Source organism: Streptomyces sp. NPDC037421, assembly GCF_055602105.1.
In genome coordinates, this window is sequence record NZ_JBVJWV010000002.1 from 85,600 (window position 1) to 104,874 (window position 19,275).

Below are 19,275 nucleotides of genomic sequence, written 5' to 3' on the forward strand. Positions count from 1 at the left end.
ATCGGCGGACGGACGCAACGTAGCAAGCGGCCGGCACCCCCACACCTGTCCACGGAGGTGCCGCGGCGGCCGCCGATTTCGACACGGCGGCGGGTTCCGCCCGGTACGCGGCGGAGCCCGGCCGGGGTGCCGGCCGGGCTCCTGGGATGGCCCTCGGGGTGGTGCCGTCGGGTCAGCTCGTCTGGAGGGTCACGTCGTCCACCACGAAGGAGGTCTGGAGGGACTGGTCCTCCACTCCCTTGAACTGCAGGACGACGGTCTGCCCGGCGAACTGGGAGACGTCGTAGCTCTTCAGGGTGTAGCCGGAGCCCGCGTCCAGGTTGGAGAGGGTTGCCAGGGTCTGGCCGCCCACCGAGACCGTGAAGGTGTCATAGGCGACGTTCTCGTTCTCGTCGGTGTCGATGTGCAGGTAGAAGGAGAGCCGGCCGGAGGCGCAGCCGGCGGGGAGGGTCAGGGACTGCGAGGCGCTGTCCGTGCGGGAGCTGCCCCAGCCGTTCAGCCAGGCCATGTACGAGCCGCCGTGCGGGAGCTGGCCGGCCTGGTTGGTGATCACCCCGGAGGTCGCGGACCACGGGGAGGAGCCGCTCTCGAAGCCGCCGTTGGCGACGACCTGGGCCGGGGTGCAGGTGCCGCCGCCCCCGCCGATGGTCAGCGTGTACGTGGTGCTGTGGGTGGCGGACCCGGTGCCGGTGACGGTCAGGGTGTGCGTGCCGGCCGGGGTGCCCGCGGCGACCTGGACGGAGAGGGTCGCGGACTGGCCGGACTGGACCGAGGCCGGGCTGACGGTCGCGGTCACGCCGGAGGGGGCGCCCGAGACGGACAGGGCGACGGTCTGCGGGCTGCCGCTGACGGTGGTGGTGTTCACCGTGGAGGTGACGCCGCCGCCCGGGTTGGCGGAGCCGGCGGCCGGGCTGGTGCCGATCGAGAAGTCGGAGGCGGGGGTGCCGCCGCCGACGGCCGTCTTCCAGATGGCGTACGCGACGCCGTCGGCGCTGCGGTCGAGGACGGTGGCGCTGATGTTGGAGGGGGTGTCGCAGGAGCTGTGGTAGCAGGAGTCGTACGCCGCGTTGGCGGTGCCGCCCCACTTCGCGGCCTGCGCCGAGGTCTTGCGGGCGCTGGCGCCGGCGGCGTAGCCGGAGGTGGGGATGCCCGCCTGCTGGAAGGAGTAGTCGTCACTGCGGCCCTGGCCCTCGGTGTTCTCCTCCGGGGCGAGGTTCAGCGAGGTCCAGTACGCCTTCAGGGGGGCGGCCGTGGCGGAGTTGAGGTTGTTGATGAAGTAGCCGCCGTTGGTCGAGCCGACCATGTCGAAGTTGTAGTAGCCCTTGATGGCCGCCCGCTGGGCGCTGGTGAGCTGGTTGACGTAGAACTTCGAGCCGTTGAGGCCCTGCTCCTCGTCGGTCCACCAGGCGAACCGCACGTGCTGGGTCATCGTCGGGTTCTTCTGCGCCAGGACGAGGGCGTTCTCCAGCAGGGTGGCGGAGCCCGAGCCGTTGTCGTTGATGCCCGGTCCGGCCGAGACGCCGTCGAGGTGGGCGCCGAACATCACGGTCTTGTCGGCGGGGCCGCCCGGCCAGTCGGCGATCAGGTTGTTCGACGGGTAGGTGCAGGAGGTGCAGGCCTGTTCGGTGACGGTGTAGCCGGCGGCCTGGAGCTTGCCCTTCACGTACGCGAGGGACTGGGTGTAGCCCGCGCTGCCGGCCCGGCGGTTGCCGCCGTTCTGCGAGGCGATCGTGCCGAGCTGGGCCAGGTGCGCCTGGACGTTGGCGACGCTGATGTCGGGCGCGGTCGGATCGGGCTGGGTGCCGCCCACGTTGAGGGTGTAGTCGACGGTGTGCGCGAGGGACGCGCCCTGGCCCTTGACGGTGACGGTGGAGGCCCCGGGCGCCGCGTTGGACGTGGCGGAGAGGGTCAGCGTCGAGGACTGCCCGGACTGCACGGTGGCCGGGTTGAAGGAGGCGGTGACCCCGGCCGGCAGGCCCGTCGCGGTGAGCGCCACCTGCTGGGCGGAGCCGCTGGTGGTGCTGGTGGCCACGGTGGTGGTGACGGAGCCGCCCTGCTGGACGGTGCCGGAGGCCGGGTTCAGGGAGAGCGAGAAGTCGTTCTGGCCGCTCGGGGTGCAGGTCGGGTCACCGCTCTGGGCGGGCACGCTGATGGCGTCCCAGGCGGCCTTGGTCCTGGTGAACAGGTTGCAGGTGGCGTCGAGGGACTTGGCCGAGCTGAGGGTGGCCGTCCGGTACTTCTTGTAGGACATGCTGCTGGTCTTGAGCAGCATGCCGCCGTAGAAGATCTTGCCGGCGTTCTGTACGCCGACACCGGTCAGCGTGGTCTGGTTGCAGGTGCTGCTGTTGGGCTTGCCGCCGCCCGGGCTGGTGCCCTCGGCCAGCAGGTAGAACCAGTGGTTGAGCGGCCCGGCGGCCTTGTGCACCTCGGTGCCGGGGATCGCGGAGCTGTAGCAGGCCGGGTCGTTGTTGACGGCCGGCGGGTCGTACATGTTGCGGATCGGGCCGCGGCCCTGGAGGTTGATGACCTCGCCGACCGTGTAGTCGGGGGTGTCGTACGGGGCCGGCTCGTTGATGTACGCCTCGGTCAGCGCGCCGAAGATGTCGCCGGTGGCCTCGCCCAGCCCGGCCTCCTGGCCGCTGGTGCCGCCGGGGGTGTTGGAGTCGATGGCGTGCCCGTACTCGTGGGCCACCACGTCCACGCCGGCGATCCACTCGTTGGCGCTGTTGCGGCCGATGGTGACCGAGCTGCCGTCCCAGTAGGCGTTGAGGTCGCTCAGCCCGACCTTGCCCGGGAAGCTGCGCCCGTTCCCGCTGACGCCGTTGCGGCCGAGCCACTGGCCCAGCATGTCCCACTGCTTCTGCGCGGCGAACATCAGGTCCGTGCACCCGGTCTCCTTGGAGGTCGGGTTGCCGGTGCCCCAGGAGTCCGAGGACTTGCTGAAGACGGTTCCGGTGCTGTAGTCCGCGCAGCTCAGACCCGGGCGGTTCGGGTCGCGCAGGGAGTACGAGCCGCCGGAGGCGGTGGTGTCGATCGTCAGCGGGTTCGGCCCGTTCCACTTGCTGTTGCCGGTGCCGGCCACGACGTCGTCGTAGCGGTCGACGACCTTCCCGGTGCGGGCGTCCACGAAGACGTGCAGCCGGCTGGGCGCCGTACGGGTGCGGCCGGTGAGCACGGTCTCCCAGGCCAGTACGGGCTTGTCGTCCTTGAGCCGGACGACGAGCCGGCTGCTGTCGACCTTGTCCACCTTCTCCAGCTCGCGCCGCGAGGAGGCCTCGGCCGCCTTCGCGTCGACGTCCGGGGTGGTCGCCACGTCGATCACGGTCGCGGAGGCCGACTGGAGCGCGCGGACCCGGCCCTCGCCGTCCGCGAGGACGACCGCGTCGCCGCCGACGACCGGCAGGCCCCGGTAGCTGCGCTCGTACGCCACCGAGTACAGGTCCTTCACCCACGGGGTGACCAGGCGCCGTTCGTACTGCTGGCGGGGGGAGTTGACCAGGGTGTCGAGGCCGCTGCGGACGGCCGCGTCCGCGGCGGCCACCGCCCGCTCGGCCTTGGACTGGCGGGGTGGTACGGGATCCGGCTGCTGCGCGGCCGACGCGGTGCCGGCCAGGGCGCCGGCGAGGCTCGCGGTCAGCGCGAGGGCTGCCACGGACGCCGTCCATCTGGTGGGCTGCACGAGTCCACTCCGATCGTGTGTGGGGGGTGGCTGGCTGTACGCCGTCGCCGAGTATGGGCGTGGACATGGCGAGATTGGGACATCCCTGCGGGCATAAGGCGCGGGTTATGGTGCGCTGCCGTGGAGCTTCGTAAGCTGCCCGGATGCAGCTGGAGTTGAGACATCTGCAAGCCGTCTGCCGGATCGCGGAAGCGGGCAGCCTGGGGGAGGCGGCCAGGCGGCTGGGGATCTCGCAGCCGGCGCTCTCCGCCCAGCTGCGCCGGATCGAGGCGGTCACCGGCGGCGAGCTCTTCGCCCGGGGCCGGCACGGGGTGGAGCCCACCGCCCTGGGGCACTTCGTGCTGGCCAAGGCGCGCCGCGTGCTGGGCGAGATGGACGCCCTCGGCGCCGAGGCCCGCGCCCTGGCGGCCGACGCCCCGCTCAGGCTCGGCTGCATCCTGCTCGTGCTCCTGGACGGCCTGCTCGCCCGGACCGACCAGGCGCTGTCCGGGCGGGAGGTCACCGTGGACCTGGAGGACTCCGTCACGGCACTGGTGCGGATGCTCGGCGCCGGCCAGTACGACGTGATCGTGTACGGCGAGGTGAACGACTACGAGGTCCCGCTGCCGAGGGGGGTCACGGCCCGGACGGTGGTGCCCCAGGAGCCGTTCTGCATCCGGATGTCCTCGGGGCACCGCCTCGCGGGACGCGCGACGCTGGACCTGGCCGAGCTGGCGGGCGAGCAGTGGATGAGCCTCGTGGAGGACGACGACGGCGGTCCCGAGGCCCTGGTCGAGGCCTGCGCGAAGGCGGGCTTCACCCCCTCGCTGCGCCACCGGATCACCGACCGCCAGATGCGCCACGACCTGATCGCCGCGGGCCGCGCGATCGCCCTCTGCCAGCCCACGGCCCCGCCCGTGGCGGGGACCGTGATGCGCCCCCTGGCCGGCACGCCGATCACCGGCCGCATCCGCCTCGCCTGGAACCGCTCGGCGGTCCCGGCGCAGCAGGCCGAGCGGCTCTACCGCGCGGCGGTCTCCGCGTACCTGGCGAACGTGGACAACAACGACTTCCACCGAGCGTGGTGGGACGCTCACCCGGAGGCCCGGCCTGATCCGAAGGACACGGCCTGAGTCCCGAAGACCGCAGCTCACGCCCAGGGTGACCGGCGTCGACGGCGCTCAGGCGGTCCCCCTTGAAGGAACGATCCGGCGGCGGGTTAGCATATGAGCGCCGCCTAGCTCGAAAGATAACGTCTGTGACTGTCAACGAGGACTCGTTCGCCAACTGGAAGACCCGCGAGGAGATCGCGGAGTCGATGATCCCCCTCATCGGGAAGCTGCACCGGGAACGGGACGTCACGATCCTGCTCCACAGCCGCTCCCTGGTGAACAAGTCGGTCGTGAGCATTCTCAAGGCCCACCGCTTCGCCCGGCAGATCGACGGCGAGGAGCTGTCGGTCACCGAGACGATGCCGTTCCTCCAGGCCCTCACCGCCCTCGACCTGGGCCCGTCCCAGATCGACATCGGCATGCTCGCCGCCACGTACAAGACCGACGACCGCGGTCTGTCGGTCGAGGACTTCACCGCCGAGGCCGTCGTCGGCGCCACCGGCGAGAACAAGATCGAGCGCCGCGAGGGACGCGACGTCGTCCTCTACGGCTTCGGCCGCATCGGCCGCCTCGTCGCCCGCCTGCTCATCGAGAAGGCCGGCTCCGGCAACGGTCTGCGGCTGCGCGCCATCGTCGTGCGCGGCGGCGGTGACCAGGACCTCGTCAAGCGCGCCTCGCTGCTGCGCCGCGACTCCATCCACGGCCAGTTCCAGGGCACCATCACGGTGGACGAGGCCGCGGGCACGATCGTCGCGAACGGCAACACCATCAAGGTGATCTACGCGAACGACCCGTCCGAGATCGACTACACCGAGTACGGCATCAACGACGCCATCCTCATCGACAACACGGGCAAGTGGCGCGACCGCGAGGGCCTCTCCCAGCACCTGCGCCCCGGCATCGACAAGGTCGTCCTGACGGCCCCCGGCAAGGGCGACGTCCCGAACATCGTCCACGGCGTCAACCACGACACCATCAAGCCGGACGAGCGCGTCCTGTCCTGCGCCTCCTGCACCACCAACGCGATCGTCCCGCCGCTGAAGGCGATGGACGACGAGTACGGTGTGCTCCGCGGCCACGTGGAGACCGTCCACTCGTTCACGAACGACCAGAACCTGCTGGACAACTACCACAAGGCCGACCGCCGGGGCCGCTCCGCGCCGCTCAACATGGTCATCACCGAGACCGGCGCCGCCTCCGCCGTCGCCAAGGCGCTGCCCGACCTCAAGGCCCCGATCACCGGCAGCTCGATCCGCGTCCCCGTCCCGGACGTCTCGATCGCCATCCTGAGCCTGCGCCTGGGCCGCGAGACCACCCGCGAAGAGGTCCTGGAGTACCTGCGCGGCGTCTCGCTGCACTCGCCGCTCAAGCGCCAGATCGACTTCACCACCGCTCCCGACGCCGTCTCCATGGACTTCGTCGGCTCGCGCCACTCCTCGATCGTCGACGCGGGCGCCACCAAGGTGGACGGCGACAACGCGATCCTCTACCTCTGGTACGACAACGAGTTCGGCTACTCGTGCCAGGTGATCCGCGTCGTCCAGCACGTCTCCGGGGTGGAGTACCCGACCTACCCGGTCCCGCAGGTCTGATCCCGCGCATCGCCTGATCCGGTGCCCCGCCGACTGCCGTCGGCGGGGCACCGCGCGTTCCATAGACTTGTCCGGTGACCGAGAACGCGCTTCCCCCCTGTCCCGAATGCTCCGGCCCGTACGCCTACGAGATGGGCGCCCTCCTCGTCTGCCCGGAATGCGGGCACGAATGGCCCCTCGCGGCCGGCGAGGACGGTGACGCACCCCAGGGGCGGGTGGTCAAGGACTCGGTCGGCAACGTGCTCGCCGACGGGGACACCGTGACCGTGGTGAAGGGCCTGAAGGTCAAGGGCCACCCGACCGGCATCAAGGCGGGCACCAAGGTCCGCAACATCCGCCTCGTCGACGGGGTCGACGGCCACGACATCGACTGCAAGATCGACGGCTTCGGCGCCATGCAGCTGAAGTCCGCCGTGGTGAGGAAAGGCTGATTTCCCACTGACGCCCCTCCCCTTTTCCGCCCCCGTCCACCCCTGGTGGCCGGGGGCGTCGTCATGTCCGGACCGGCCATTGCCGCCCCATTTCGGCCACGATGGCTTGAGCGGGTGGATCGAGTACCCGGCCGGGAGGCTTTTTCCGTGACATCGCGCCACCTGCCGTACGGGTTCGGAAATGCGGCCGGATCTCCGCTCTAGCGGCCCGTCGGGCGCCCGGGCGATCCTGAAGTCCGGGCCGGCCGCACCAGTGGCCGGATGTCATCGATATCCGGCCGGACCGAAACCCGGGATATTCGGCATTCCCTTCGGCATTCCCGTCGGCGGCCCGCGAGCCGTTTCACCGGCCTGCGGAATTCCGTCCAGTGCACCTTTCGGCTTTCGCTTCCACACGCAGGGAGACACTCATGTCCGACACCGCACGCACCCCCGAATTCGCCGTCGAGGACCTCGACCTGGACCTCGGGGACCTCACCGTCACCGCCATGCGGGACACCGTCGCGCTTCCCGAGGGCGGCGCGTCCTGGGGCTCCTGCTCCTGCCAGGCCTCCTCCTCCTGCAACAAGCCGCACATGGACACGCCCCTCGGCTGACCGCGCCGCGTACGACCCCCGCACCCCCACGACACGGACCCGCTTCCCGCCGCCACGCGTGCGGCGGGAAGCCCGCGCGCCACACCCACAGGAGGGGACCGGCATGCCGCAGCCGCAGCCGCACCGCACGCCGGCCGAGGCCGGAGCCGACGGCTACCGGGTGTGGTCCGCGCCGTACGCGCTGGTCCGCGCCACCGTACTGACCCACCCCGCCCAGACACCGGACGCCGCCGCGTTCCGCACCCTGCTCGCCCGCCTCCGGGAGACGGAGCGCCGGCTGCTGGAGACCGCCGCACCGCTCTGCGACGACCTCCACGACAGCCGGGCCGGGCACCCCGCCGGCCTCCACCGCGACGTGGTCCTCCCGCTGCGCCGCGCCCTGCACAACGGACGCGAACCCCGGCCCGCCCTCCTGGAGCGCCTCGGCGACCTCCCGGAACGGCTGCCCCGGCTCGCCGGCTGGCTCGCCCTGCGCGAACGCCGCACCGCGCTCCTCGCCGGACTCGCGGCCGCCGCCGCACCGGCCCTGGCCGCCGAACGCGATGCCCTGGCCGCCCTCTGCCGCGAGCCGGCCCTCGCCAAGGCCGTCGCCCTCACCAGCACCGACCTGCTGCGGGCCGTGGAGCGGGCCGGCACCGGGACACAGGACCGCAGGGCCCGCAAGGAGGAAGCGGCCGTCCTGCGCTACGCCCTGCGGGCCAGCACCAAGACCAGCCCGCTGTCCTGGTTCACCGCCGTCGGCTGGGGAGCCCTGCCGACGGAACCGGCCCGCGCCGTCCCCTCCTGGGGGCGGGCGCCCCTGTTCGACGGCCCGCTCCGGTCCGTCGTACAGCCCAGCCGGGCCCTGGCCACCGCCCTCACCCTCGCCCTCCTGGACGCCCCGCACCGCCGGGCCGCCCTGCCCCACCGCATCACCAGCACCGCCCGCACCACCGGGGGGCGGGCCGCGTACTCCCGGGACCGGACCGCCTTCGCCGGGGGCCGCTACCTCGTGGCCGGCGAGGACGAGGCCGAGCTGCCCGCCACCGGCCCGCTGGGCCTGGTCACCGAGCGGGCCGGCAACCCCGTACCGCTGGACGAGCTGACCGGACTGCTGGCCGCCGCACTGACGGGGGCGGGGGCGGGGGCGGGGGCCGGCGGCGACGGCCGGGCCGCCGCGGCCGGCTTCCTCGCCCGGCTCGCGGACGCGGGGCTGCTGGTGCCGGGCGAACCGGTCCCGCCGCAGGACCCCGACCCGCTGGGCCGCCTCGCGCACTGGGTGAGGTCCCTGGACGGCGCCACCGCCGAGGACACCGCCGCCGACGCCGCCCAGGCCGGGCTCCTCGGCGAGCTCGCACGGCTGACCTCCGAGTTCGCCGACACCCCCGCCGCCGGCCGCCCCGCCCTGCTGGCCGCCCTGTCGGACGGCTGGACACGGGCGCTGGCCGCCGCCGGCCGCCCCGTCCCGGCCGTGTCCGCCCCGCTCAGCACGGTCTCCGAGGACGTCGTCGCCCCGCACCCGCTCGACCTCGACGGGTTCCTCGGCGCGGCCGACCACGAGGGGCTCGGCGAGGTCACCCCGCTGGCGGAACTCTTCGACCTCGGCCACCTCCTGCGCCGCGTCGTCCGCGACCGCTTCGTCGCCCGCTACGGACCCGGCGGGACCTGCCCCCGCCCGTGGGAGTTCGGAGCCGAGGTCGCCGAAGCCTGGGAAACCGCCGGGCGGCTCTCCGCCCTCGACCCCGCCGACGCCCTCCCCACCGGCAGCGGCCCGCTGGCGGCCCTGCGCGCCGAGGCCGTCGCCGCCGCCCGGGAAGCCCCGCACGGCGACCCGGCCGCGGCCGCCGAGCTCGTCCTGCCCCCGGACCTCCTCAAGGGCCTCGGCGACCGGCTCCCCGACTGGGCCCTGGCCCGCCCGCTCGGCTACGCGTACTTCCTCCAGCGCGACCCCCGCCACGGCCTGCTCTGCGTCAACCAGGTCTACGGCGGCTGGGGCCGCTTCACCAGCCGGTTCCTCGACGCCCTCGACCCCCGCGCCACCACCGAGGTCTCCCGGCAGGTCCGGCGCGCCCTCGGCCCCGACGCCCGGGCCGCCCAGGTCCGGCCCGTCGGCGGGTTCAACGCCAACCTCCACCCCCTCCTCGTCCCCGACGAGATAGGCCCCGACCACCGCTGGACCCCCCTCGGCGAAGCAGACCTGGACCTCGTCCACGACGAGGCCGACGACCAGGTGCGCATCCGGCTCCGCGGCACCGGCGAACTCCTCGACGTGCTCTACCCCGGCTTCCTCTCCCCGGTGCTCCTGCCGCGCCGCCTCGGCGCCCACCTCGGCGACCAGCCCCACGGCATCGTCGACTTCCGCCCGCTCGTCCCCCGCACCGCCCTCCCCGCGCCCGGCGGCGGCAGGGCCACCCACACACCCAGGCTGCGCCACCGCGACGTGGTGCTGCGCCGCCGCCGCTGGCTGCTCCCGGCAGACGCCGTCCAGCGGCTGCGCGCCGACCTCGCGGCCGGCGGAGAGGTCCCGGCGGAAGCCGCCGCCCGCTGGCGCGCCGCCCTCGGCCTCCCCGAACAGCTCTTCCTGCACCCCGCCTCCACCGCCCCCACCGGGCGCCCCGCCGAGGACTTCCTGAGCGGGCTCACCCGCCCCAAACCCCAGCTCGTCGACCTCGGCAACGCCCTGCACCTGCGCTGCCTGGCCAAGTGGCTCTCCCGCCACCGCGGCGGCGCCGTCCTCGAAGAGGCACTGCCCGCCCCCGGCGCCCAGGACGCGCCCGCCCGCGCCGTCGAACTCGTACTGGAGGTCTACCGGGCCGGGCGGACCCGATGACCCGCCCCCGGACAGCAGAGGAACCCACCATGCCGGCAGCCACCAGCCGCGCCCTCGACGTGATCGCCTACCACCACCACCCGGTCAAGGCCCCGCTGCTGCGCGAGGTGCTGCTCCCCCTCGCCGCCTCCTGCGCGCGTCAGGGGCTCGCCGCCCACGTCGAGCGGCACTGGCTGCACGGCCCCCACCTGCGGCTGCGCCTCCAGGGACCGGCCGCCCGCGTGGAGGCCGCCGCCGTGTCCGCCGCCTCCGGGATCCGCGACTGGCTGCGCCTGCACCCCTCGCGCAGCGACCGCACCGAGGCCGAGCTGCTGGAGGCGGCCGCCGAGGCCGGGCGCGCCGAACTAGTCCCCCCGCCCTACGGGCCCGTCAATCCCGACAACACGGTCCGCGTCGAGCCCGCCGACCGGTCCTCCGTCCGCGCGCTGCTCGGCGACGACGGCGCCGCCCTGCGCGACGACCTGCTCCGCGACGGGCTCGGCGCGCTGCGGGCCGGCGCCGGCTTCCTCGGCGACCGCGACGACACCGCGCGGGCCCGGCTCCGGCTCGCGGTGACCGCGCTCGCCGCGCACGCGGCCGCCCACCCCGGCGGCCTGGCCGGCGGCCACTACTCGTACGTCTCCCACCTGGAGGACTTCCTCCTCCACGACGACCCCGACGGACGGCTGAGGGCCTCCTTCGACCGGCAGTGGGAGCGCGCCGGGGACACCGCCACCGCGCTCGTCGGACGGATCGCCGACGGCGGCGCCCACGGCTGGGAACGGTCCTGGGCCGACTTCTGCGCCGGCGCCCGGAACCTGACCCGCTCCCGGTACGAGGCAGGCGCGGACCTGCACGGCAGCCCGCCCGCCTACCGGGACCGGGCGGCCGCCACCGGGGACCGGGCGGCGGCCGAACGCTGGAACCCGGGCACCCGCACCCGCTACAGCGAGTTCCACAGGCTGCTGAGCCGCGCCGACCCGGGCGGGGCGATGTTCACCGACCCCGACTACCTGGTGCACCGGGCCTGCACCAACGCCCTCTACCGGCTCCTCGCCATCTGCGACGTCCGCCCGCTGGAGCGGTACCTGGCGGCGCACCTGGTGGTCCGTACGGTCCCCGCGCTGACCGGCTCCGACTGGCGCGCGGAACTCGGCGCGGTCGTCGCCGCCGTGGAGCGCGGCGCATGACGGCCACCGAGCAGGTGACGGCGGTCACCGCCCGGGACGCGCGCAGGCTCCGGCCGGGCGTCGCCGTGACCCCGCTGCGGGCCGGGCTCCACCTGCGGGGCCGGGCCGGCAGCGTCACCCTGGAGGGCAGCTCCGCACTGCCCGCCCTGTGGCGGTGGCTGGAGGGGCCGCTGCGCGCCGGCGCACTCGACGACCACCTCGACGCGGCCGGAGCCGGCCCGGCGCTGCGCACCGCCGTGGAGACCCTGCTCGGGCAGCTGGAGGCACACGGCCTGCTGGTGTCCGACCCCGACGGGTACGCGGAGACCGGGTACGGGGACCAGCGCCACGACCCCGTCGCGCTGTGGCTCGGGGCGGCCGCCGAGCGGCCCGCCGCCGCCCGCGCCGCACTCGCCGGCGCCCGGGCCGAGGTGCTGGCCGCCGCCCCCGACGGGCCCCTGGCGCGTGCCGCCGGGCGGGCGCTGGCCCGGGGCGGACTGCCGGTCACCCGCACCGCAGACCCGGCCCTGCCCGAAGGCCGGGTGCTGCTCCGGCTCCACGGCACCGGACCGGTCCGCGCCCTCGCGGCCGGGCTGCGCTCCGACGGCGGCTACGCCACCGCCCCCGGCAGCCCGGCCCAGGCCGGCTCCGACGCGACCGCCCTGGAGGCCCGGCCGGGTCCCGCCGCCCCCGGCGCCGACGCGGCCCCGGCACTCGCCCCGCTGCTCGGCGGCGCGGCCGCGCACCGGCTGCTGTGCGCGGCCGCCGGGCTTCCCGACCCGGCGGACGAAGGCGGCGACGACCGGCTGCTGCCCGGCCTGCCGGCGGTGCTCCTCGCCGGCACCCGGCCGCTGCGGGCCGAGTACCGCACCTGGCTCGGGCCCCGCCGGCTGGACCCCGACCGGCGGACGGACCTCGCCCCCGCGGCCACCCTCGGCGAAGCGCTCCGGCGGCTGTCGGCCCTGACCGACGAGCGGTGCGGTGCCCTGCCCGCCCCGCTCCCGGCGGACCTCCGCCAGCTCCCGGTGCCCCTCGCCACCTGCGAACTCCCCGGCGACGGCCCGGCCCGCCGACGCCTGACCGCCGGGGCGCCGAGGCTGGACCTGGCCCGCCTGGAGCTGCTGTGCCGGGCGGCGGAACTGCTGCTGGCCGGGCCGGGGTCCACCGTCGGCGCGAACCCCGGTCACGCCCGCGGCCGGGCCCTGCGAGCCGCCTTCGCCCGCCGCGCGGCCCGGACGCCCGGCGGCGCACCCCCCGGGGCCGTCGCCGTCGCCGAGCCCCAGTGGTCCGGGCACCCCCAGTTCCGGCACTGGTGGCACACCCTGACGGCCCGTCTGGAGGTGCCCGCCCGGCTCCGGGTGCTGCGGGCCGGTACCGACGGGGTGTACCACGCCGTCGTCCGCCGGGCCGGGGACCCCGAGGTGCTGGGGGAGGCCGTGGAGGCCACCCCGGGTGACGCCGCCGCCTTCGCCGCGCTCGCCGCCGTGGCCGCCGTCCGCGCCGGCGGGCCCTGCGGCGGCCCGCCCTCCGGCGGCGCCGTCGCCCCGCTGGCCGTGGCGGGTGCCCGTACCGCCGGCTGGGAGGACGCCGGCTGGACCGGCCGCTGGCTGGCCGACACCGCCGGACGCGAGGAGGCCTTCCAGGACGCGCTGCGCCGGCGGGGCGGACCGTTCCGGGACACCGCCGCGAGCCCTCCGGCCGGCGGCCACGAACTCCGGGCGCGGCTCCGGGCCTTCGGATTCACCGTCCTGCACACCCCCGAGGAGCCGTGATGACCACAGCCGCCCGCAGCGCCCCGGCCGGGGCCGCGGTCATCTGCGCCCCGCCCGTCCCAGTCCTCGACGCCGCAGCCGCGCTGGCGGCCACCGCCGGCCCGGCCGCCGTCCTGCTCACCGACTGGACGCAGGGGCTCGCCGAGGAGCTGAGCCGGCACGCGCTGGCCCACCCCGTGGCCCTGGTCCCCGTACGCTTCGACGGGCCGCTCGCGGTGGTCGGGCCGCTGCTCGTGCCCGGCGCGCCGGCCTGCCTGTGCTGCGCCGAGTACCAGCGGCTGGCCACGGCCGGCGGACGCGTGCCCCGGCAGAGCCCGAAGCTGGCACTGGCCGGCGTACCGTCCCCGGCGCTGGCCGAGGCCCTCGGCGCCCTCGTACGGGACCTCCTGGACGGCCACGCCCGGCCGGGGCCCGCCCAGGACCCGCCGACGGCCACCGTCCACCTGCTCCACCAGGGACGCGGCACCTGGTCCGGCCACCAGGTCCGCCCGGTCGGCGGCTGTGCCGTCTGCCACCCGCTGCCCGCCGACTCCGCCGCCCCGGCGGCCCCGTTGCCCTCGGCGCCCCGCCCGCTGCCCGACCCCGGTCTGCTGCGCGCCGCCAACCCCCGCACCACGGCGGACGGGTTGCGCGCGGCCCTGTTCGACGACCGGTTCGGGCCGGTCCGCGGCCTGTTCCGCACGGAGGACTCGGCCTTCTGCCTGACCAGCGCCCTCGTCACCGACGGCCGGGGCGTCGACGACGGCGGCTACGGCCGGGCCGGGGACTTCGCCGCCAGCGAGCGGATCGCCCTCTTCGAGGCCGTCGAACGGTACGCCGGGATGCGCCCCACCGGCCGCCGCTCCGACCTGCGGGCCTCCTTCGCCGAACTCGGCCCCGAACGCGCCCTGGACCCGGAACGCCTCGGCCTGCCCGACCCCGCCCACCACGGGCACCCGGCCTCGCCGACCGTCCCCTACACGCCCGGCCTGGAACTGGACTGGGTGCGGGGCTGGTCGCTCACCCGGCGCCGGGAGATCGCCGTCCCCGAGCACGTGGCGTACTGGGACCCGCCCGGCGAGGGCCGCCCGCGCGTGGTGTACGAGTCCTCCAACGGCTGCGGCCTCGGCAACAGCCCCGAGGAGGCGGCGCTCTACGGGCTGTTCGAGGTCGCCGAGCGCGACGCCTTCCTGATGGCCTGGTACACCGCCACCCCGCTGCGCCGCGTCCAGCCGCCGCCCGAGGACACCGACACGGCCCTGCTCGCCGACCGGGCCGCCCTGGCCGGCTACCGGCTCCTGCTGCTCGACGCGACGAACGACTTCGGGATCCCGGCGGTCGTCGCGGTCTGCCGCTACGAGGGCTCCCACCCCGACGCCCCGCGGATGTTCCTCGCCGCAGGCGCCCACCACGACCCGCGCGCGGCGATCCGCTCCGCGGTGGCCGAGGCCGTCACCAACGTGCTGGAGTCCGCGCAGCGCGCGCTCGCCGAGGACCGTCCGCGCGATCCCGAGCGGCTGCGGCCGATGCTGGACCGCCCCGAGCTGGTGGTCACCCTCGACGACCACGTCGGGCTCAACGCCCTGCCGGAGGCGGCCCCGAGGGCGGAGTTCCTCTTCGCCGACACCCCGTGCCTGACCGTCGCCGAGGCCTGGCCGGGAGCGCCCGGGCCGGTCGCCGACCTCTCCGTCCTGCTCACCGCGACGGTGGACCGGCTGGCGGCGGCCGGACTGGAGGTGGTCACCGTCGACCAGACCGAGCCGGGACTGCGCCGACGCCTCGGTCTGCACTGCGTGAAGGCCGTCGTGCCCGGGTCGCTGCCGATGACCTTCGGGCACGTCAACCACCGCACCCGGGGCCTGCCCCGGCTGCTGGAGGTGCCCCACCGGCTGGGCCGCACGGACCGGCCGCTGCGCTACGAGGACCTCGCCCTCCACCCGCACCCCTTCCCCTGAACCCCCTGCCGAACCGAACGAGGACCGGACGTGACGACGTGACGACCCCCGACACCTGGCACAGCCACCACCTCTTCCTGCACTCCGCCACCGAGGACACGGACGCGTTCCTGGTCCGCGAGGCGGCCCCGCTCCTCGACGGCCTCGTCGCGGCGGGGGAGGCCGCCGGATGGTTCTTCATCCGTTACGGGGAGGGCGGACCCCACGTACGCGTCCGGGTCCGCGGCCTGAGCGCCGCTGCCGCCGCCGGACTCCCCGCAGAACTGGCCCGCGCGGCCAAGGCGGTGCCCGAGGTGCCCGGCCCCTGGCCTTCCCGCCACGGCGAGGTGCGCGCCGTGCCCTACGAACCGGAGACCGAGCGCTACGGCGGCCCGCGGGCGCTGCCCGTCGCCGAGGAGGTCTTCGAAGCCTCGACCCGGGCGGTCCTCGACACCCTGCGCACCCTGCCCGAGGGCGGCGGAGCGGGAGCCCGGCTGACCGCCGCAGCCGACCTGGCCCATACGACGGTGCACGCGCTCGGCCTGGACCCGCTCACCGCGGCGCGCCGGCTGCGCGGTCACGCCGCCGGCTGGCGGTGGGTCACCGAAGTGCCGCTGCTGCCCGGCGCGTCCGTGCACACCCGGGTCAACACGGTGTACGCGGCGCAGCGTACGGCCCTGCGGCGGCGTGCCGGGGAACTGCGCGAGCGGCTCGGCGCGGGTACCGCGCCGCCCCGGCTCCTGCGGTGGGCGGCCGAGGTCCGCGGGGCCGACGAACGGCTGCGGGAGCTGGGGGAGGAGCTGCGGGCCCGGGTGTGGGGCTCACAGCTGCACATGCTGTTCAACCGGCTCGGGATCACCCCCGACGAGGAGCGGGCGGTGTGCCGGCTGGCCGCCCGCACCCTGCTGGAGACCGAGGAGCCGCCCGGCTACTTCCCGGAAGGGCACACCGCCGCCGACTTCCGGTACCTGGAGCGGAGCAAGTTCCAGATCGGCCGCGGCGAGGACAGCGAGCTGCGACCCCTCCCGGAGGGGGCGGACAGGGCGTGGGCGGCGGGGCCCGAACTGGCCCTGCCCGCCGGCCCGCTGCCCGAGGTGCCGCTGTCCGCCGTGCTGGCCGCCCGCACCTCGATGCGCGGCCGGCTCCGGGGACCGCTGGACGCCGCCACCCTGGGCTCGCTGCTGTGGAACTCCCTGTCCGAGAGCGCCCGCACCGGGCAGCCGGTGCCGGACGGCCCGCCCCTGTCCCACCGCCCCTACCCGAGCGCGGGCGCCCTGTACACGGTCCGGGTACGGCTGCTGGTGTTCGACGTGGCGGGCGTCCCTGCGGGCACGTACGACTGCCTGCCGGAGCGGCGCACCCTGCGCCCGGCCGGCCCGGCGCCGGCCGTGGCGGAGCTCAAGGCGCTCTCCACGTACCTGTCCCGGCCCGACACGGCCCCCCACTGGATCGGCGTCGACGGGGCACCCGCGGTCCTGGCCGTGTACGCGGACCTCGGCCTGCTGCGCCGCCGCTACGGACTGCGCGCCCTGCGCCTGGCCCTGCTGGAGGCCGGCCACCTCACCCAGACCCTGCTCCTCACCGGTGCGGCGCTGGGCCTGGCCGGTACTCCGCTGGGGGGATTCCACGACGACCTCGCGCACGAACTCCTCGGCCTGGACGACCTGGAGCAGCCGCTCCAGTACCTGCTGCCGCTGGGGCGCCGCACGCCCTGACGGCCCCGACGCCTTTGTGCGAAGCCACGGGCCGGGCCCCGCGCGCGGGCGGGATCCCATGGTTTTCCCCAGTAGGTCTGGAGGATCCCGCCCGATACGTTCGCCACGATCCGGATGTGGCGAAAGGGGAAGTCGTGGGAGCAGTGGCGTCCGTACTGGCGGCGGCGGTGCTGTGGGGGACGGTGGGGCCCGCCCAGCTGTGGGCGGACACCGGCGTGCACCCGGTGTCGCTCGGGGCCTGCCGGATGCTGCTGGGCGGTCTCGTGCTCAGCCTCCTGACGGTGCGCCCGGCGGGGCTGCGCACCCTGGGGAAGCCCGGAGCGGGCCGGTGGCTCGTGCTGAGCGTGCTGGTGACGGCCGCCTTCCAGGTCTGCTTCCTCCAGGCGGTGCAGCGCGGCGGAGCGGCCCTGGCGACGGCGGTCGCCTTCGGGACCGTGCCCGTGGTCGGCGGGCTGAGCGCCCGGTGGCTCACCGGCGAGCGGCTGACCCGCCGCTGGGTGTGGGGGACGGGCTGCGCCGTGGCCGGCATCGCACTGTTGCTGCTGCCCGGCAGCGGGGCCCGCGCCGACCTGCTCGGGCTGGTCTTCGCGGTGGTGTCCGGGGCGAGCTTCGGCGTGTACATCGCCGCGTCGAAGCAGCTGGCCGCCCGGGGCGCGGACCTCGTCACGGCGGCCCCGGTGAGCGTGCTGTGCGCGGGGCTGCTGGTCTCCCCGTACCTGCTGGTGGCCCCCGAGGGGCTGGCCACGGGGCGCGCGCTCGCGCTGATCGGCTGGCTGGGCCTCGGCACGACCGCGCTCGGCTACCTGCTGTTCACGCGCGGCGTCGGCAGGCTCAGCGCCGCGACGACGGGCACGCTGAGCCTGACCGAGCCGCTGGTGGCGGCGGTGCTGGGGGTCGCGGTACTGGGCGAGCGGCCCGGGCCGACCGCGGCGGCCGGAGCGGCGCTGATGCTGCTCGGGCTGGTTCTCGTATCCCTGCCGGAGCGGCGCCGGGTCCGGCCGTAGGGGCCGTCTACCGGTCCTGGTAGGCGGTCATGTCCGTGCGGACGCGGTCCGAGAAGAACATCGGGCCTATCGCGTCGGCCCAGGCCATGCCGTCCGGGGTCAGCCCCAGAGTGCCGCCCTTCTCCCGCAGCCAGTTCCGCTTCAGCAGGAAGCCGAGCTGCGGCCCGAAGTCGTCCTCGAAGCGCGTCGCGAACCGCCGCTCGTAGGCGTCGGTGCGCATGCCCGTGGACTCCAGCAGGTGCTGGAGCACGTACATCCGGCGGCGCTCGCCGTCGTCCATCCGAAACGCCCACTGCGCGCGCCGGAACCGCTCGGTCGGGGTGGCGATGTAGTCGTCGATGATCCGCCGCACCTCGGGCACCGCGACCGCGTAGTCGGTGGTGTAGTGCAGGCCGGTGGTGAACGAGCGGGCGCCGACGCCGAGTCCGACCATGCCGGCCTGCTGGTTGTACTCGCTGATGCTGCTGCCGTCGGCGTCCTCCACCGCGGCGGTGCCGGACCGCCGGAACACCCGCATGGAGGTCTGCTCGTAGCCGGCGGAGAGCAGGTGGTCGCGGCCGTAGCGGTAGAGCCGCAGCCGCTGGTCGTTCCAGTCCTGGAGCGTCTTGGCGTGGCGGGTGCTCAGCCCGGTCAGCGGGCGCACGTACAGCGGGTAGAGGTAGATCTCCTCGGGCTCCCAGGCGAGGGCGGCGTCCAGGGAGAACCTGAAGGTGCGCTCGGTCTGCCCGTCGATGCCGTAGATGAGGTCGATGTTGAGGATCGGGAACTCCGCCTCCTTGAGGCGGGCGAGCGAGGCCTCGACCTCCGCGCGCTTCTGGGGCCGTACCGCGGCGCGCGCCTCCTCGTCGACGAAGCTCTGCACGCCGATGCTCAGCCGGGTCGCGCCGCGTTCGGCGAGTACGGCGATCCGGTCGGCGGTCGCGGTCGCGGGGGAGGTCTCCACCGACCAGGAGGCGGCCTTGAGGTCGGCTCCCATGACGTTCTCGCTGATGTCGCAGAGGCGGGTGAGCTCGTCCGCGGTCAGGTAGGTGGGGGTGCCGCCGCCGAACGCGGCGAGGGTGAAGCGGACCGGCTCGCCCTTGGCCTCCAGCGCCTCGCGGGTGACGCGCGCCTGCCGCTCCAGGGTGGTGAGGAACTCGCGGGTGACCTCTTCGGGGGCGCCGGTGCGGGTGAAGAGGTTGCAGAAGCCGCAGCGCATCTCGCAGAAGGGGATGTGCGCGTAGAGGGAGAGCGCGTCCAGGCGCTCGCCGGACCACAGGTCGCTGAGCAGCGGGCCGTTCTCCAGGAGGCGGTACGCCTTCTGGTGCGGGTAGGCGTACACGTACTGCTCGTACGGGGTTTCCGGGTCCGTCCCGGCGGAGGAGCCCGGGAAGGACGGAGTCGGGAGCAGAACAGGCGTCGTCATAAGGGGAATCGACTCTCTCTCGGGAAGAGGACGTCACTCTTCGTGACCAGGCGTCACCTTAGGTCCGGGCCCGTGCCGCTTTCCGCAGTGCGATTCCCATGAACCGCCTTCCGGGATGTA

At 74.9% G+C, this 19,275-nt stretch carries 12 protein-coding genes; 10 read left to right on the plus strand and 2 right to left on the minus strand.

Annotated features, from left to right (window positions below; translation table 11 throughout):
• Window positions 1-172 precede the first annotated feature (172 nt).
• Window positions 173-3,679, minus strand: a complete 3,507-nt coding sequence (locus ACZ7IF_RS03860; RefSeq protein WP_470962536.1) for a M28 family peptidase — start codon at window positions 3,677-3,679, stop codon at window positions 173-175.
• Window positions 3,680-3,822: 143 nt separating this feature from the next.
• Between ACZ7IF_RS03860 and ACZ7IF_RS03865 the strand changes: the two genes are divergently transcribed.
• The 10 genes from ACZ7IF_RS03865 (at window position 3,823) to ACZ7IF_RS03910 (ending at window position 17,750) form a co-directional block, all read left to right on the plus strand.
• Entirely contained in the window at window positions 3,823-4,791 is a 969-nt protein-coding gene (locus ACZ7IF_RS03865; protein ID WP_470962539.1) for a LysR family transcriptional regulator, read from the plus strand.
• 125 nt (window positions 4,792-4,916) lie between these two features.
• Window positions 4,917-6,362: a glyceraldehyde-3-phosphate dehydrogenase gene (locus tag ACZ7IF_RS03870; protein ID WP_470962542.1), complete on the plus strand. Its 1,446-nt coding sequence runs from the start codon at window positions 4,917-4,919 to the stop codon at window positions 6,360-6,362.
• Between the two features lie 74 nt (window positions 6,363-6,436).
• The gene (locus ACZ7IF_RS03875; protein ID WP_470962545.1) at window positions 6,437-6,793 is read left to right on the plus strand and encodes a zinc ribbon domain-containing protein YjdM; all 357 of its coding nucleotides are present in this window, start codon (window positions 6,437-6,439) and stop codon (window positions 6,791-6,793) included.
• Window positions 6,794-7,203: 410 nt separating this feature from the next.
• Window positions 7,204-7,389 carry a thiazolylpeptide-type bacteriocin gene (locus ACZ7IF_RS03880; protein WP_285343608.1) on the plus strand — a complete coding sequence of 62 codons (186 nt, stop codon included), beginning with the start codon at window positions 7,204-7,206 and terminating at the stop codon, window positions 7,387-7,389.
• Window positions 7,390-7,492: 103 nt separating this feature from the next.
• Complete coding sequence (locus tag ACZ7IF_RS03885; RefSeq protein ID WP_470962548.1) at window positions 7,493-10,198, plus strand: lantibiotic dehydratase; 2,706 nt, start codon at window positions 7,493-7,495, stop codon at window positions 10,196-10,198.
• A 29-nt stretch (window positions 10,199-10,227) separates the two neighbouring features.
• Entirely contained in the window at window positions 10,228-11,367 is a 1,140-nt protein-coding gene (locus tag ACZ7IF_RS03890) for a lantibiotic dehydratase C-terminal domain-containing protein (RefSeq protein ID WP_470962552.1), read from the plus strand.
• Window positions 11,364-13,118 carry a hypothetical protein gene (locus tag ACZ7IF_RS03895; protein WP_470962555.1) on the plus strand — a complete coding sequence of 585 codons (1,755 nt, stop codon included), beginning with the start codon at window positions 11,364-11,366 and terminating at the stop codon, window positions 13,116-13,118. The genes ACZ7IF_RS03890 and ACZ7IF_RS03895 overlap by 4 nt, the downstream gene beginning before the upstream one ends.
• Window positions 13,118-15,052: a TOMM precursor leader peptide-binding protein gene (locus ACZ7IF_RS03900; protein WP_470962558.1), complete on the plus strand. Its 1,935-nt coding sequence runs from the start codon at window positions 13,118-13,120 to the stop codon at window positions 15,050-15,052. Before ACZ7IF_RS03895 ends, ACZ7IF_RS03900 begins: the two co-directional genes overlap by 1 nt.
• Before the next feature lie 38 nt (window positions 15,053-15,090).
• Window positions 15,091-16,746 (plus strand): thiopeptide-type bacteriocin biosynthesis protein, encoded by a 1,656-nt coding sequence (locus ACZ7IF_RS03905; protein ID WP_470962561.1) that lies wholly within the window; start codon window positions 15,091-15,093, stop codon window positions 16,744-16,746.
• Between the two features lie 134 nt (window positions 16,747-16,880).
• Window positions 16,881-17,750, plus strand: a complete 870-nt coding sequence (locus ACZ7IF_RS03910; protein WP_470962564.1) for a DMT family transporter — start codon at window positions 16,881-16,883, stop codon at window positions 17,748-17,750.
• 7 nt (window positions 17,751-17,757) lie between these two features.
• Here ACZ7IF_RS03910 and ACZ7IF_RS03915 read toward each other — a convergent pair whose 3' ends face one another.
• Complete coding sequence (locus tag ACZ7IF_RS03915) at window positions 17,758-19,155, minus strand: STM4012 family radical SAM protein (RefSeq protein WP_470962567.1); 1,398 nt, start codon at window positions 19,153-19,155, stop codon at window positions 17,758-17,760.
• Window positions 19,156-19,275 lie beyond the last annotated feature (120 nt).